This window comes from Xanthobacter aminoxidans (genome assembly GCF_023571765.1).
GTDB classification, from domain to species: Bacteria; Pseudomonadota; Alphaproteobacteria; order Rhizobiales; family Xanthobacteraceae; genus Xanthobacter; species Xanthobacter aminoxidans.
This window is the reverse complement of record NZ_JAMJXC010000022.1, coordinates 18,919-32,746: the sequence shown is the minus strand read 5'-3', so window position 1 is coordinate 32,746 and position 13,828 is coordinate 18,919. Positions and strand designations below refer to the sequence as shown.

Genomic DNA, 13,828 nt, shown 5'->3' with positions numbered 1-13,828 from the left:
GCCGTATTACGCAACGGCACGCCCCAGACTTGACGATCCATTCAGTCTTGCGGCGAGATCGCGGCTTGCGCGGCTGCGGATCGCAGGGGACCGGACGTGGCCGGGCCGGTGGCGCGGGCTTGTCGCGCGCCTGCGCGCGAGGTACTGCGGGGCATGGCCACCCGCACACTTCCGCCCGGCGACGGGAACATCGAGAAAGTTACGCTGAAGGAGGCGCTGGAAGAGCGCTACCTCGCGTACGCCCTCTCGACCATCATGCACCGCGCGCTGCCCGACGCGCGCGACGGACTGAAGCCTGTCCACCGGCGAATCCTCCACGCCATGCGACAGTTGCGGCTCGATCCCGGGCAGGGCTTCAAGAAGTCCGCCCGCGTGGTCGGCGACGTCATCGGCAAGTTCCACCCGCACGGCGACCAGTCGGTCTATGACGCGCTGGTGCGCCTCGCCCAGGACTTCGCCCAGCGGTATCCGCTGGTGGATGGCCAGGGCAATTTCGGCAATGTGGACGGCGATAACGCCGCCGCCATGCGATACACCGAGGCCCGCCTCACCGAGACCGCCCGGCTGCTGCTGGATGGCATCGACGAGGATGCGGTGGATTTCCGCCCGACCTATGACGGGTCGGAGGAAGAGCCGGCCGTTCTGCCCGCCGCCTTCCCGAACCTGCTGGCGAACGGCTCGCAGGGCATCGCGGTCGGTATGGCGACATCAATCCCGCCCCACAATGCGGCGGAGTTGCTGGATGCCGCGCTCCACCTCATCGACCATCCGGACGCGCTTGCCTACGACATCCTGAAGTTCGTGCCCGGCCCGGACTTCCCCACCGGCGGCGTGCTGGTGGAGGACCCGGTCGGCGTGGCGGAGGCCTATGCAACCGGCCGCGGCTCGTTCCGCGTCCGCGCGCGCTGGGAGAAGGAGGACACCGGCCGGGGTGGCTATGTGGTGGTGGTGACGGAGATCCCCTACGGCGTGGCAAAGTCCCGCCTCGTGGAGAAGATCGCCGAGTTGCTCACCGACAAGAAGCTGCCGCTGCTTGCCGACGTTCGCGACGAGAGCGCCGAGGACATCCGCCTGGTGCTGGAGCCTCGCACCCGCACCGTGGATGCCGAGGTGCTCATGGAGAGCCTCTTCAAGCTCACCGAGCTTGAGGCGCGCATTCCGCTCAACATGAACGTGCTGGTCAAAGGCCAGATCCCCAAGGTGCTGTCGCTGGCCGAAGCGCTGCGCGAGTGGCTGGACCACCGCCGCGACGTGCTGCTGCGCCGCTCGCGCTACCGGCTCGACCAGATCGCCCATCGGCTTGAGGTGCTGGGCGGCTACCTCATCGCCTATCTCAACCTCGACGAAGTGATCCGCATCATCCGCGAGGAGGACGAGCCGAAGGTCTCGCTGATGCAGACCTTCGAGCTGACGGACGTTCAGGCGGAAGCCATCCTCAACATGCGGCTGCGTTCCTTGCGCCGCCTGGAAGAGATGGAGATCCGCAAGGAGCACGACGCCCTTTCCAAGGAGCAGGACGGGCTCAACCGCCTCGTCGCCTCCGAGACGGCCCAGTGGAAGGCGATTTCCAAGGAAATCCGCGAGACCCGCAAGACCTACGGTCCCGAGACCGAGCTGGGCCGGCGCCGCACCACCTTTGCTGCCGCGCCGACCGTGCACGAGGACGCCTTCACCGAGGCGCTGGTGGAGCGCGAGCCGATCACCGTCGTCGTCTCCGCCAAGGGCTGGATCCGCGCGCTGAAGGGCCATGTGGCTGACGTCTCGAACCTGCAGTTCAAGGGCGACGACAGCCACGGCCACGCCTTCTTCGCGGAGACCACCTCCAAGGTCATGGTGTTCGCCTCCAACGGCCGGTTCTACACGCTGGATGCCTCCAAGCTCCCCGGCGGGCGCGGCCACGGCGAGCCGGTGCGCCTGATGATCGACCTGGAGCAGGAGGCAGAGATCGTCTCCGTCTTCGCCTATCAGGCCGGGCGCAAGCTTCTGGTGGCGTCGAAGCAGGGCCGCGGCTTCGTGGTGCCGGAGGACGATTGCCTCGCCAATACCCGCAAGGGCAAGCAGGTGCTCGTTACCGACCCGCCGGACGCGGCGCTGGCGGTGCGCTTCGTCGATGGCGACTGGGTGGCGGTGATCGGCGAGAACCGCAAGATGCTGGTCTTCCCGCTGAACCAGATCCCCGAAATGTCGCGCGGCCGCGGCGTGCGCCTGCAGCGCTACAAGGATGGCGGCCTCTCCGACCTCAAGGTGTTCCCCATGGCCACCGGCCTGACCTGGGAGGACACCTCCGGGCGGACGTGGACGGTCACCGATCTCATCGAATGGCAGGGCGAACGCGCCTCGGCGGGCCGTCTGCCGCCCAAGGGGTTCCCCCGCACCAACACGTTCGGCTGAGGCATGGACGCGCCCTCCCCCGAGACCGGGCGCGCACCGGCTCCCGCCGAACGGGCGGCGCTCCGGCGCCTCGTCGATCAGGCGCAATCCATCGTTCGGGCGCGGGAAACCTCGCTCGTCCTCATCGCTGCCGTCATGGGCGTGCTGGCCGGGGTTGCGGCCAGCCTCATGAGCGCCACCACCCAGTGGATGCACGAGGTGCTCTACTGGCTGGCACCGGGCGAGCGCCTGTCCTCCTCCCCTGCCCTCGCCTCGCCCTGGCTGATCCTCGTCCCAGCCGTGGGCGGCGCGGCGATGGGCGTGATCGCTTTGGCGCTGAAGCGCTGGCGCCGGCACCCGTTTGTCGACCCCATCGAGGCGAACGCTCTCCATGGCGGACGCATGTCGCTCACCGACAGCATCATCGTCGCGCTCCAGACAATGGTCTCCAACGGCTTCGGCGCCTCGCTGGGGCTGGAGGCCGGTTATTCGCAGATCGGCTCGGGCATCGCCTCGCGGCTCGGATTGACCTTCAAGCTGCGGCGCAACGACCTGCGCATCCTCGTCGGCGCGGGCGCGGCCGCGGGCATCGGCGCGGCATTCGATGCGCCGCTGATGGGCGCCTTCTACGGCTTCGAGATCGTCATCGGCTCCTATTCCATCCCGGCGGCGGCTCCGGTGCTCGCCGGAACGGTCTCGGCAGTGATGACAGCGCGGCTGCTCGGCGCGCATGTGGAGCCGCTGCACATGCCCCTCGACCCGAACCTCGGGCCGGTGGACATCCTGCCCATCCTGTTCCTCGGCCTTGCCGCTGCGGCGGTCGCCATCGTCATCATGCGCCTCGTGACGACGGTGGAGACGCTGTTCGGCATGAGCCGCATTCCCGCGCCGCTGCGGCCCATGGTGGCCGGCATAGGCATCGGCGCCCTGGCGCTCTACAGTCCGCAGGTGCTCTCCGATGGCCACGGCGCGCTCCATACCCAGGTGGGCAGCGCGGTGACGGCGTCCGTCGCCATCGTGTTCGGCCTGAAGATTCTCGCCTCCGCCCTCTCCATCGGCTCCGGCTTTCGCGGCGGCCTGTTCTTCGCCTCGCTGTTCCTCGGCGCTCTGATGGGCAAGCTCTATGGCGGGCTGCTGGCCGTCGCCTTCCCGGGCTTCCACCTCGACCCGTCAGTGGCGGCAGTGGTCGGCATGGGCGCGCTGGCGGTGGGCGTCATCGGCGGGCCGCTCACCATGAGCTTCCTCGTGCTGGAGATGACGCGGGACATCTCCCTCTCCGGTTTCGTGATGGCGGCGGCGGTCGTTACCTCCCTGACCGTGCGGGAAACGTTCGGCTACTCCTTTTCCACCTGGCGCCTGCATTTGCGCGGCGAGACCATCCGCGGTGCGCAGGACGTGGGCTGGATGCGCGACCTGACGGTGGCGAAGATGATGCGCACCGACTTCCCCACCTTCCCGCAGGATGGCACCCTGGACGCCCTGCGCGCCCGCTACGCGCTGGGCTCGACCCGCATCGTCGTGCTGGTGGACGCGGCCGGCGGCTATGGCGGGCTGCTCCGCCTGTCCGAGGCCTACGCCAGTCTCGAGCCCGGCGAAACGGCGGTGTCGGGGTTGGCGACCCAACGCGACCACATCTTGCTCCCGGCCATGAACGTCAAGGAAGCCGCCCTCGCCTTCGACGCCGCAAAGGCGGAAGACCTCGCGGTGGTGGACGACCGCGACAACCGCCATCTCCTGGGGCTGTTGGGCGAATCCCACGTCCTGAAGCGCTATGCCGCCGAGCTGGAGCGGGCACGGCGGGGCCTCGGCGCGGAAGACTGACGCGCCAGACCGGCCTCAGGCGGCAAAAGCCTCAAGCCGGGCCACGCGGTTTCGCCCGGCCCTCTTCGCCGTATAGAGGGCGGTATCGCTCCGTGCGATCAACTCCCCCGGCCCGTCGTCCGCCCTCTGGACGGCGATACCGACACTGACCGTGATTTCGATGGCCAAACCATGGGTCACGATAGCGTTGGCCGCGACGCCCGCCCGAATGCGCTCAGCCACCAGTTCTGCCCCCGCCGACGGCGTCTCCGGCAGGACGACGACAAATTCCTCCCCGCCATAGCGACAGACGAAATCCCCCGGCCGGCACGCCGCACGCTGGACGCGGTGAGCGACCTCGGCGAGCACGGCGTCGCCCATGGCGTGGCCGTGCGTGTCGTTCACCCGCTTGAAGTGGTCGATATCGATCATCAACACAGCAAGCTCGCGCTGCTCACGCCGGGAGCGCTGCATTTCCACCTCCAGCGTGAGGTCGAGCGCCCGTCGGTTGGGCTGGCCGGTGAGGGAGTCCGTAATGGCCATCCGCTCCAGCTGGCGCTCCATCTCCCGGCTGCGGCGCAGGGAGGTGGAGAGCGCCGCGACGGTCAGCGCCAGCAGAAGCGATATCGTGAGCGTGAGCGCAAGAGTGATGGCTGCTCGCAGATACCACCCGCCGAACTGCTGGCGCGCTGAAACGCCAACGGTCACGGAGAGCGGATACCCCTTGACCAACACCGTCCGCAGGAACCTGCGCTGGCCATCGATCTGTGATGTTTCCACCCTCCAGTCGTCCGGCATCGCTGACGCCTGCCGCTGGAGGATGTCGGGCGTCACCTCATCTCCCGCATTGCCCCGGCCATCGGTAGAGGGGTAGCGCAGGACGACGGTGCCGTCGGTCCGGGTCAGCCGGACGATGCCGCCGGGTGGCAGCTTCACCCGCTCGAACATCTGCTGGAAATAGACGAGGCGAATAGAGGCCACCACGACACCCGCGAATGACCCGTCCGATCCATTTATCCGCCGGCTGATTCCAATGGCACGCTCGGGGCTCGAGAGCCGGGACAGGAAGGGCCGGCTGACGTAGACGCCGGCGTTCGGGTTGTCCCTCTGCACACGGAAGTAGTCCCGATCGGCGAAATTGATGCCGCTCAGGTCCTCTTCGGAATCGTCGAACAGGACATTGCCCTGCGCATCCAGCACGAGCATGACACCGAAATCATTGGCATCGCCCGCACGGCGAAACAGGACGCGTTGCCGCAGCGCCGCAGGAAGCGCCATCAGCGTCGGCTCGCGCAGTGCCTCGGCGAGACCGGTCAGGCTGGATTCAACCAGAAGGAAGTCGCGTTCGATCGCTCCCGCGAGCACAGAGATTGTGTTCGCGGTATAGCGTTCGCCGTCGTGCCAAGTTTCCTGGTAGGAGCGCCACAGAGCAAAGGACTGCATCCCCACGATGGCGAGGATGAGTGCACTCGTGACAAACCGGAGCAGACGGCCGGAGGAGAGGTGTTTGAGAACCTTGTCCATCAGCCTTACCTGGGCCGCATCTATACCATCCCAGCCGTCACGTTATCAGCCAGAATCACCATTTCGCGACTTTTATTCCGCAGCCGGCCTGTCGATGCGGCGTTCCTCCACCTCCGCGGAGCGGACAGGCTCCGCCTCGAGCCAGTGCAGGATGAGCGTGTAGCCCAGCGCCAGCACCACGGGGCCGACGAACAGGCCCAGCACCCCGGAGGACAGGAGCCCGCCGATCGCGCCGATGAAGACCACCAGCATCGGCACGTCCACGCCGCGCCCCAGCATGATGGGACGCAGGACGTGCTCTATGAGCGACACGCCCGTGCACCAGACGGCGAAGATCACCGCCGGCACCGGATCAAGCAGTGTGAAGGCGTAGATCGCCACCGGCACCAGAACGATGGCCAGCGGCAACTGCACGATCGCAATGATGAGACAGAGCAGTGCGAGGAGCCCGGCGGCCGGAATATCGGCGGCGAGAAAGCCCAGCCCCGCCAGCAGCGACTGGATCAGCGCGACGCCGATGATGCCCTTGCTGACGCTGCGAATGGTGCGCACCGCGAGGTCGGCATAGCCCAGCCCCCCGGAGCCGGCGAGGCGGGTGACGACATCGCCCGCAATGCGCTGGCCGCTGGTCGCATTGGCCATCAGAACCGCGGCCACGAAGATGGCGACGATGAATTCCAGTATCCCGAGCAGCACGCCGGTTGCCGACCCGAGCATCCATTTGCCGGCCCAGGTGAGTTCGGAGGCGATCGAACTGATCGCCTGATCGAGGTTGGTCGAGGCGAGCATCCAGAAGCTGTAGAGCGGATCGCCCACGAGAAACCAGCCGCGGACAGCCTCCGGCGGCGGTGGCAGGCGCAGCGTGCCATCCGCCATGTGGTGGGCCAGAAGCTTCAGGCTGTTCACGAGGGTGTCGGTCAGCAGCATCGCCGGCAGCACCAGCAAGGTCAGCGCAAGCAAGACGAAAAGCGTGGCGGCCGCCGCCGTCCGGCCTTTGAGGGCCGCGCACAGGCGGAGGAACAGCGGGTGGGAGGCGATGGCGATGATGAGCCCCCACAGAATGGAGGTCAGGAACGGCTGGACGATGGTGAAGCACCAGCCGAACAATAATGCCAGCGTGCCGAACCTCAGCGCCAGCTGAAGGACGGGCCCGAACGTTTCGCTGCCGTCCCTGGCGGGGGGGCGGTCCTGACGCCTGTCGTGGGGTCGTTCCATGATCCTGTCCAGATGGACTCTCCCTGCCACAGACCCGCTCCAGCCTACCCTGAGAGAACCCCTTATGCGCCTGGCTTGCAATGGCAGCCAGCCGACATTTGCCCTTGGTGTCGCGGTACGGACGCTACGTCAAGTCGCCTGCCTCTTCCGCATGGCAGGCCAATTGCATCGTGGATTCAGGGCCACGGTCTGCCTGTTCTGGCTGTAGCCCCCGAAGCAACAAGGACAAGGCGAGGACACAGCATGTCCGACCACAAGGTTACGGTCGAGCAACTGCCGAGCGGCAAGTGGGCGTGTTTTCTTCACGTGGAAGGACACGATGAACCCATCAATCTCGGCCGGGAATTCAAGAACGACGAGCAGGCGGAAAACTGGCTCAACGTGTCGGAATCCGTCACTGCGATCGAGATGATGCTGCGGAAGGTCAAGAAGTAGGACCTGCCGACGACGACAAGCCGACGCCGGCTTGGCTCGAAGGCGACAGGGCTGTCGCGGTTCACACAGCCTGTCGGGGCTCGAGCATGCAATCCGCCGGCTTCACTTGGTGCAGCCGGCGGACGCGGAAATGTTCTCGGGCGTGCCCCAATCGTTCTGGGGCAGGTTCTCATACGGCGGGCCGAACTCCTGCTTGATCATGGTGAAGGCCGAGGGCAGCCCGGTCTGCTGATCGAAATCGATGATCCAGAAATAGTCGTAGGTGTCGCCCGGCCAGTCGTCCGGCATCTTGATGCCGGCGAGGTCCATGAGGTCGAAGAGGGTCGTGGCCTTGGTGGGCACCGGCCTGCCCGGGTGCTTCTCTTGCACCTTCGCCCGCTGCGCCGGCGTCAGCTCGATATCGAGGCGTGGGCGGGCGATATGATCGTGCTCCCAGTCCATGATCAGCGTGCCGCCTGCCCATTCGGGCTTGGTGAACACGTCGTGCACCGCCTGCCGGTTGCGCTCCGCGAGCTTGTCCTGGCGGATGATCAATTTACCGTCCACCATCTCCGGCATCACCGAATAGAAGACGACCGGCTGCTTCCACGAATCGGCGACCGGATAGATGGTTTCCAGCGTGTGCAGCGAGAGGCCGAGGATCGCGGTCGGCACCTCTCCCGGCCGCAGGAGCGACTTCTTGGCATCCTTGCCGAGGTAATAATCCACCAGGGCGCGGGCGCGTTCCTGGCCGACGCTGCAGAGCTGGAGCGGCCCGCCCTTCTCTCCGTGCCGCAGGAGAATGACCCGCGCCGGAACCGCGGCTGCCGGCAGCGCCGACAGAAGGCTGGTGGAAAACACGGCCGCGAGCGCAAGGCCGCCAGCCAAGATCGTCCGTTTGAGGGATTTGATCGTCTGCATCACTGCCTCTCCCAATACGGCGACGCTAGCCGAGTCCACCCGCCTTCGCCATGTGACCGGGTGCCGGACCTTGCGCGCCACGAGCGCCGATCGAGCCCCTTCACACGCCGCCTCGAACATGCTTCAAGGCGGCAGCCGGGAGATTTTGGGGTCCGGCCGATGCGGGGCGCTGCAATGGCAGAGATGAGCTTGGGGACGAATGGGCTGGCGGGCGGCGTATTGCTCGCGCTCATCGCCATGGCCGGCGTCCAGGCGGTGGCTCAGAGCTCCCAGCAGCGCATCGTGGTGACGCCCCGCGTCATCCAGCTGCCTGTCATCCCCCAGGGCAATTATCTCGATCCCGGCCCCGGCCCCGCCATTCGTCCGGACGTCAAGATCGGCGACGACCGCAACGAAGACTACGTGTTCCCGCCCGACCTGACCGGCGGATACGGCTCCGGCCCTCCCGGCGACCCGACCAACAATGGTCAGTGGAGCCCGCTGGATGGCGACACGCCGAGCTTCTGACACGGATCGCGATTTTTGAGACGATGGCCGGGCCTCAACCCGGCCATTTGCGTTTCCGGGGCCAGAGCGGCTCGTCCGCCGCCGGGTTTGACGATGAGGGACGGCGCCACGTATCCCTGAGGCAGAAGGCTGCATCGGCAGCTTCCGGCGGCACGTCGAGCCGCACGGCATGTGCTTCAGGGAGCCGCCCATGACCGCCGGGCCCAACTACATGATCTCGCGTCTCGATGAGATGCCGGCCGTGCCCTGCCCCTGCGGTTTCGCACGCCGCGCGTTCGCGACGGACGACAACAAGCTGGCGACCGTGCATCTCACCGACATCACCGAGGATGCGCGGGTGCACTACCACAAGCACATGACCGAGATTTACGTGATCCTCGAAGGCGAAGGAGAGATGGAGCTCGACGGCGAGCGCGTGCCGGTCTCGCCGCTCACGTCCATCTTCATCAAGCCGGGCTGCCGGCATCGCGCCATCGGCCGCATGCGCATCCTGAACATCCCGATCCCCGCCTTCGACCCGGAGGACGAGTGGTTCGACTGAACGCCGGGGGAGCGGAGAAGCCAAAAAGAAAGCGGCGGGGACTGGCCCCGCCGCTCTCGAAAATCCTCGAACCGTGAACCGAAGCGATCAGCGCTTCGAGAACTGGAACGAACGGCGGGCCTTGGCGCGGCCGTACTTCTTGCGCTCGACCACGCGGCTGTCGCGGGTCAGGAAGCCGCCCTTCTTGAGGGGGCTGCGCAGCTCGGGCTCGTAATAGGTGAGCGCCTTGGAGAGGCCGTGACGCAGCGCGCCGGCCTGGCCGGACAGACCGCCGCCGGAAACGGTGGCGACCACGTCGTACTGGCCTTCGCGGGCGGCAACCTGGAACGGCTGGTTGATCATCAGGCGCAGCACGGGACGGGCGAAGTACACCTCGATGTCCCGGTCATTGACGGTGATCTTGCCGGTGCCGGGGCGAACCCACACGCGGGCCACGGCGTCCTTGCGCTTGCCGGTGGCATAGGCGCGGCCGAACTTGTCCAGCTTCTGGACATGAACGGGGGCTTCGGGCTGGGCCGAGACGGTCACTGCGCCGAGAGCGTCGAGGGACTGGAGAACCTCGGCCATGTCAGTTCCTCACGTTCTTGCGGTTGAGAGCCGCCACGTCGAGGGCGACCGGCTGCTGGGCCTCGTGCGGGTGGGCAGGGCCCTTGTAGACGCGCAGGTTGCCCATGATCTTGCGGCCGAGCGGGCCGCGGGCGAGCATGCGCTCCACCGCCTTCTCGATGACGCGCTCCGGGAAGCGGCCCTCGAGAATGAACTTCGCGGTGCGTTCCTTGATGCCGCCCGCATAGCCGGTGTGATGGTAGTAGACCTTCTGGTCCTTCTTGCGGCCCGTGAACACCGCCTTCTCGGCGTTGACCACGACGACGTTGTCGCCGCAATCCACGTGGGGGGTGTAGATGGGCAGGTGCTTGCCCTTCAGGCGCATGGCGATGATGGTCGCGAGCCGGCCGACAACAAGGCCGCTGGCGTCGATCACCACCCACTTCTTCTCGATTTCGGCGGGCTTGGCCGAATACGTCGTCATGGGATCATTCCGAATGAGAAGTCGGACGGCCCAGCCCATGAGGACCGAACGGCGTCCGACGATGGGGTGCTTCTAGAGGAGCACAGCGCGCACGTCAACGCATTCGGGACGCCAAAACATACGCAAAAACAAACAGTTATAAAAATGGTGTAATAGCACCATCAAAATTCCCGCGTTTTCGCATTGCCTTGGCGTCGATCAGGCCTTCGGCCGATCCGGGATCGAATAGGTGGCGACGCAGTGAGCGACCAGTTCGTCGTCCCCCGGCCCCCGAATGCCTACCTCCCCAACCGCGAGACGCTTGCCCAGCTTGATGATGCGCGCATCACCGAAGAGCGGGCCCGGGGCCGGCTTGCGCAGGAAGTTGATGGAGAGATTCGTCGTGACCGCGAGCGCGACGGGCCCGATCTGCGCCAGGAGCGCCACATAGACCGCCACATCCGCCAGCGCCATCATGGCCGGACCGGAAATGGTGCCGCCCGGCCGCAGATGGCTCTCGTCGGCATCCAGCCGCACCGTCGCGGTCTTCAGGCCCACGCGCTCCACATGGTGCGCTCGGCCCGGGCCGAAGGCTTGCGGGAACTCGGCCGCGAGGAAGGTCTCCAGATCCTTCACCGTCATCACCGCATCGCGCGCCGCAGTCATCCCGTCCATTCCCCTTCCCTGCCCCGGCTCGCGCCGGCCGACGCTTGTGAATAGGATAGCGGCCGGAACGTCAAATCCGGAAACACCAAGGGAAATACCGTGCCCGCAACTGCCGCCGCCGTGAACGCCCCGCTCCCCGCCCCGGTCTCCCGCTCCGACGATGCGGGCGTGGTGACGCTCACCCTGTCGCGGCCGGCACAGCGCAATTCCCTGTCCGAGGCGATGATGGCGGCGCTCACGGCGGCGCTGGCTGAGGTGGCGGCGGATTCCTCCGCGCGCGCCGTGGTGCTGGCGGCGGAAGGGCCGGTCTATTCCGCAGGGCATGATCTGAAGGAGATCCAGTCCCATCGCTCCGACCCGGACCGCGGCCGCGCCTATTTCGAGGATGTGCTGAAGCGCTGCGCCACGCTGATGACGGCCATCGTCCGCCTGCCCCAGCCGGTGATCGCGGCGGTCGAGGGCATGGCGACGGCCGCCGGTTGCCAGCTGGTGGCGAGCTGCGACCTCGCGGTCGCCGGAGACAAGGCGCGCTTCTGCACGCCGGGCGTCAATATCGGCCTGTTCTGCCACACGCCCATGGTGGCGCTCTCGCGCAACCTCTCGCGCAAGCACGCCATGGAGATGCTTCTGCTCGGCGACTGGACCGAGGCGGACGACGCCTTGCGCATGGGCCTCGTCAACCGCGTCGTGCCGGCCGGCGAGGCACTGGCGACGGCGCAGGCCCTCGCCCGCAAGATCGCGGACAAGTCGCAGGTGCCGGTGAAGCTCGGCAAGGCCGCCTTCTACGCGCAGGTCGAGCTGGGCCTCGACGACGCCTATGCCTACGCCTCCCGCGTCATGGCGGAGAACATGCTGGCGCGCGATGCGGACGAGGGCATCTCGGCGGTCCTCGCAAAGCGTGCAGCCGTGTGGGAAGACAGGTAGCCCCGTTTACACTCCATAAACCATGATCTGGCTCTCTGGGTGAGACTGGCGCGTCTTGCGTCCGAGTCGCGGGAGGGCCGCGCATGTCTCATCTGGAGACGACGCACCTTGGAATGACGCAGACCGACACGGCGGGGCCCGATGTCGGGCTTCGGCGTGCGCGGCTGGCGTGGCGCCCGGGCATCTGGCAGGCCGCGTGGATCGTCTTCGCCCTCATTGCACTCGCCAGCTTCCTGCCGCTGCGCTTCTCCGCCACCACCACCCTCGCGTTCGAGGTGGGCACCCAGCCGCCCGCCGGCGCCATGCGCGGCGTGGCGCAGATGCTGGGCTCGCGGGAATTGGCCTATGACGCCGTGCGCCAACTGCCGGATGATGACGTGCGCCGCATCGCCGCCGGGGGCCTGACCGGATGGCTGGGCATCACCCGCGCTGGCACCGAAGGACGCTCCGAGAGCGTCGCCGCCGCGTGGCGCCTCATGGAAAATCTGGAGGTGTCGCCGGCCCAGGGCGGGCGCGCGTTGCGCCTTACCGTCACCGCGGCAACGCCTGGCCTCGCCGTGCGGGCGGCCGATGCCTACGTCTCCGCCTTCCTCTCCCTCGATCGCGCCACGCGCGAGACGCAGGAGGAGCCCTCCCTGCTGCCGGCGGCACGCCGGGGCGAGGCCGGGCGTGCCGCCTTCGTGCCCCAGCCGCCCGGCCCGCTCGCCCTCGGGTTGCTCGCGGCCGTCGCTGCCTTGCTGGTCATTGCGCGACGCACCGTGAACCGCCCGGCGGAAGCCGAAGGCATGGTGGATGGCGCCGTCCTTCCGGTCGAGCTCAATGACAGCCACCGCATCACCTGGATCGGTGGCCCGGAAGGCGCCGGCCTCGATGCGGATGCAGCGGTCGCGCGCCTCGCCGCCCATCTCGCAACCTCGCGCGGGTCGACGCGCCTGATTCTGCTCACCTCCGACGACCTGCCCGAGGCCTCCGCCACCTGCGCCGTCTCCCTGGCCCGTCGCCTGTCGGAGGATGCCGGGGTGGCTCTGGTGGCGTTGGATGGCAGCGCCGAGAGCCTCGCCGCCCTCGTGTCCGACCCATGGGCGCCGGGCATGAGCGAACTCCTGTTCGGCGTCGCTGGCTTCGGCGAGACCATCCATCGGGACGCCCGCTCCCGGGCCCATGTGATCCCGCCCGGCCGGGACGTGCTCTCCGGCTCTGCCGTGGTGGGCGCGGAACGGCTGGCCCTGGTGCTGGAAGCTCTCAAGCGGACTTATGACTATGTGGTGGTCGCCGCCCCCAGCCTGTCGGCGGCCCGCGGCGGGCGACGCATCGCCGGCCTTGATCCCCTCGTTGTCTGCCTGAATGCGGATGATGCACCGCCGACGGCCGCCGTCGAAACCTTCGACGCCCTCGCGGAGAAGAAATTCGGTCGGGTGGTGATGCTCTGCCTCGCCTCCGGCCGGACCGTGGAAGAGGCGCCGGAGAGCGAGGATCACCTCGCCGTGCCTTCCCTTGACGCCCAGGATATCGAGCCGCCGCAAATGCCCGAACGGCTCGCTGGCGCGGCCTGATCCACCCTTCGCTATCGCGCGACAGAGGCCCGGCCCAGCCGGGCCTTTTTGCGTTTCGCCCTCAACCAAGTGGGGTGAATGCTCGCCTGAAGCCTAAAGAAACGGGCGCAAGAGACTGTGTCGCCTCATTTTTTATCCGGACGCTCCATCCAGCGAATGATGAGAGCCGCCGGGAGAACCCACAGGCTTCCCAGAAGCACGTAGCAGACGGTCTGAAGCGCCCAGTGCAGCTCGGTCACCCGCCCCTGTGCCAACGCCATGGCCATCAGCGCCCAGACGACGACCAGCACCAGCATCAGGACCGTACCGATAAGCTTGCGCAGGCGTTGGGGCATTCGCGATCACTCCCTGGCTACGAGGAGGGCCTGCGTGCCGAAGCGGTAT

The 13,828-nt window shown here is 67.3% G+C and carries 14 protein-coding genes; 7 read left to right on the top strand and 7 right to left on the bottom strand.

Annotated elements, in window-relative coordinates; all coding sequences use genetic code 11:
* Window positions 1-153 precede the first annotated feature (153 nt).
* On the top strand, window positions 154-2,391 hold the full coding sequence (gene parC / locus EJ105_RS23750; RefSeq protein ID WP_250168270.1) for a DNA topoisomerase IV subunit A: 2,238 nt from the start codon (window positions 154-156) through the stop codon (window positions 2,389-2,391).
* 3 nt (window positions 2,392-2,394) lie between these two features.
* A complete protein-coding gene (locus tag EJ105_RS23745; protein WP_250168269.1) occupies window positions 2,395-4,191 on the top strand; it encodes a chloride channel protein in 1,797 nt (598 codons plus the stop codon).
* A 15-nt stretch (window positions 4,192-4,206) separates the two neighbouring features.
* Here EJ105_RS23745 and EJ105_RS23740 read toward each other — a convergent pair whose 3' ends face one another.
* Both EJ105_RS23740 and EJ105_RS23735 read right to left on the bottom strand, forming a co-directional pair.
* Window positions 4,207-5,694 (bottom strand): sensor domain-containing diguanylate cyclase, encoded by a 1,488-nt coding sequence (locus EJ105_RS23740; protein ID WP_250168268.1) that lies wholly within the window; start codon window positions 5,692-5,694, stop codon window positions 4,207-4,209.
* A 72-nt stretch (window positions 5,695-5,766) separates the two neighbouring features.
* Window positions 5,767-6,909 carry an AI-2E family transporter gene (locus EJ105_RS23735; RefSeq protein ID WP_250168267.1) on the bottom strand — a complete coding sequence of 381 codons (1,143 nt, stop codon included), beginning with the start codon at window positions 6,907-6,909 and terminating at the stop codon, window positions 5,767-5,769.
* Between the two features lie 243 nt (window positions 6,910-7,152).
* On the opposite strand from EJ105_RS23735, the gene EJ105_RS23730 reads away from it, so the two are divergent.
* Window positions 7,153-7,344, top strand: a complete 192-nt coding sequence (locus EJ105_RS23730) for a hypothetical protein (RefSeq protein WP_024279109.1) — start codon at window positions 7,153-7,155, stop codon at window positions 7,342-7,344.
* Window positions 7,345-7,446: 102 nt separating this feature from the next.
* Here EJ105_RS23730 and EJ105_RS23725 read toward each other — a convergent pair whose 3' ends face one another.
* A complete protein-coding gene (locus tag EJ105_RS23725; protein WP_024279110.1) occupies window positions 7,447-8,244 on the bottom strand; it encodes a hypothetical protein in 798 nt (265 codons plus the stop codon).
* A gap of 183 nt (window positions 8,245-8,427) precedes the next feature.
* On the opposite strand from EJ105_RS23725, the gene EJ105_RS23720 reads away from it, so the two are divergent.
* Together EJ105_RS23720 and EJ105_RS23715 are read left to right on the top strand one after the other, a co-directional pair.
* Complete coding sequence (locus EJ105_RS23720; RefSeq protein ID WP_155982306.1) at window positions 8,428-8,751, top strand: hypothetical protein; 324 nt, start codon at window positions 8,428-8,430, stop codon at window positions 8,749-8,751.
* 190 nt (window positions 8,752-8,941) lie between these two features.
* Window positions 8,942-9,292, top strand: coding sequence for a cupin domain-containing protein (locus EJ105_RS23715; RefSeq protein WP_250168266.1), 351 nt, complete (start codon window positions 8,942-8,944; stop codon window positions 9,290-9,292).
* Between the two features lie 87 nt (window positions 9,293-9,379).
* On the opposite strand, the gene rpsI is transcribed toward EJ105_RS23715, so the two are convergent.
* The 3 genes from rpsI to EJ105_RS23700 form a co-directional block, all read right to left on the bottom strand.
* The gene (rpsI, locus tag EJ105_RS23710) at window positions 9,380-9,859 is read right to left on the bottom strand and encodes a 30S ribosomal protein S9 (RefSeq protein WP_250168265.1); all 480 of its coding nucleotides are present in this window, start codon (window positions 9,857-9,859) and stop codon (window positions 9,380-9,382) included.
* Window position 9,860: 1 nt separating this feature from the next.
* Window positions 9,861-10,322 carry a 50S ribosomal protein L13 gene (gene rplM / locus EJ105_RS23705; protein ID WP_024279114.1) on the bottom strand — a complete coding sequence of 154 codons (462 nt, stop codon included), beginning with the start codon at window positions 10,320-10,322 and terminating at the stop codon, window positions 9,861-9,863.
* Window positions 10,323-10,520: 198 nt separating this feature from the next.
* Entirely contained in the window at window positions 10,521-10,967 is a 447-nt protein-coding gene (locus EJ105_RS23700) for a PaaI family thioesterase (protein WP_250168299.1), read from the bottom strand.
* A 99-nt stretch (window positions 10,968-11,066) separates the two neighbouring features.
* Here EJ105_RS23700 and EJ105_RS23695 point away from each other — a divergent pair, with 99 nt between their 5' ends.
* Together EJ105_RS23695 and EJ105_RS23690 are read left to right on the top strand one after the other, a co-directional pair.
* Window positions 11,067-11,891: an enoyl-CoA hydratase gene (locus EJ105_RS23695; RefSeq protein ID WP_394042761.1), complete on the top strand. Its 825-nt coding sequence runs from the start codon at window positions 11,067-11,069 to the stop codon at window positions 11,889-11,891.
* An 83-nt stretch (window positions 11,892-11,974) separates the two neighbouring features.
* Window positions 11,975-13,444 carry a hypothetical protein gene (locus EJ105_RS23690; protein WP_250168264.1) on the top strand — a complete coding sequence of 490 codons (1,470 nt, stop codon included), beginning with the start codon at window positions 11,975-11,977 and terminating at the stop codon, window positions 13,442-13,444.
* 125 nt (window positions 13,445-13,569) lie between these two features.
* On the opposite strand, the gene EJ105_RS23685 is transcribed toward EJ105_RS23690, so the two are convergent.
* The gene (locus EJ105_RS23685) at window positions 13,570-13,779 is read right to left on the bottom strand and encodes a DUF2842 domain-containing protein (RefSeq protein ID WP_024279119.1); all 210 of its coding nucleotides are present in this window, start codon (window positions 13,777-13,779) and stop codon (window positions 13,570-13,572) included.
* Window positions 13,780-13,828: the final 49 nt, after the last annotated feature.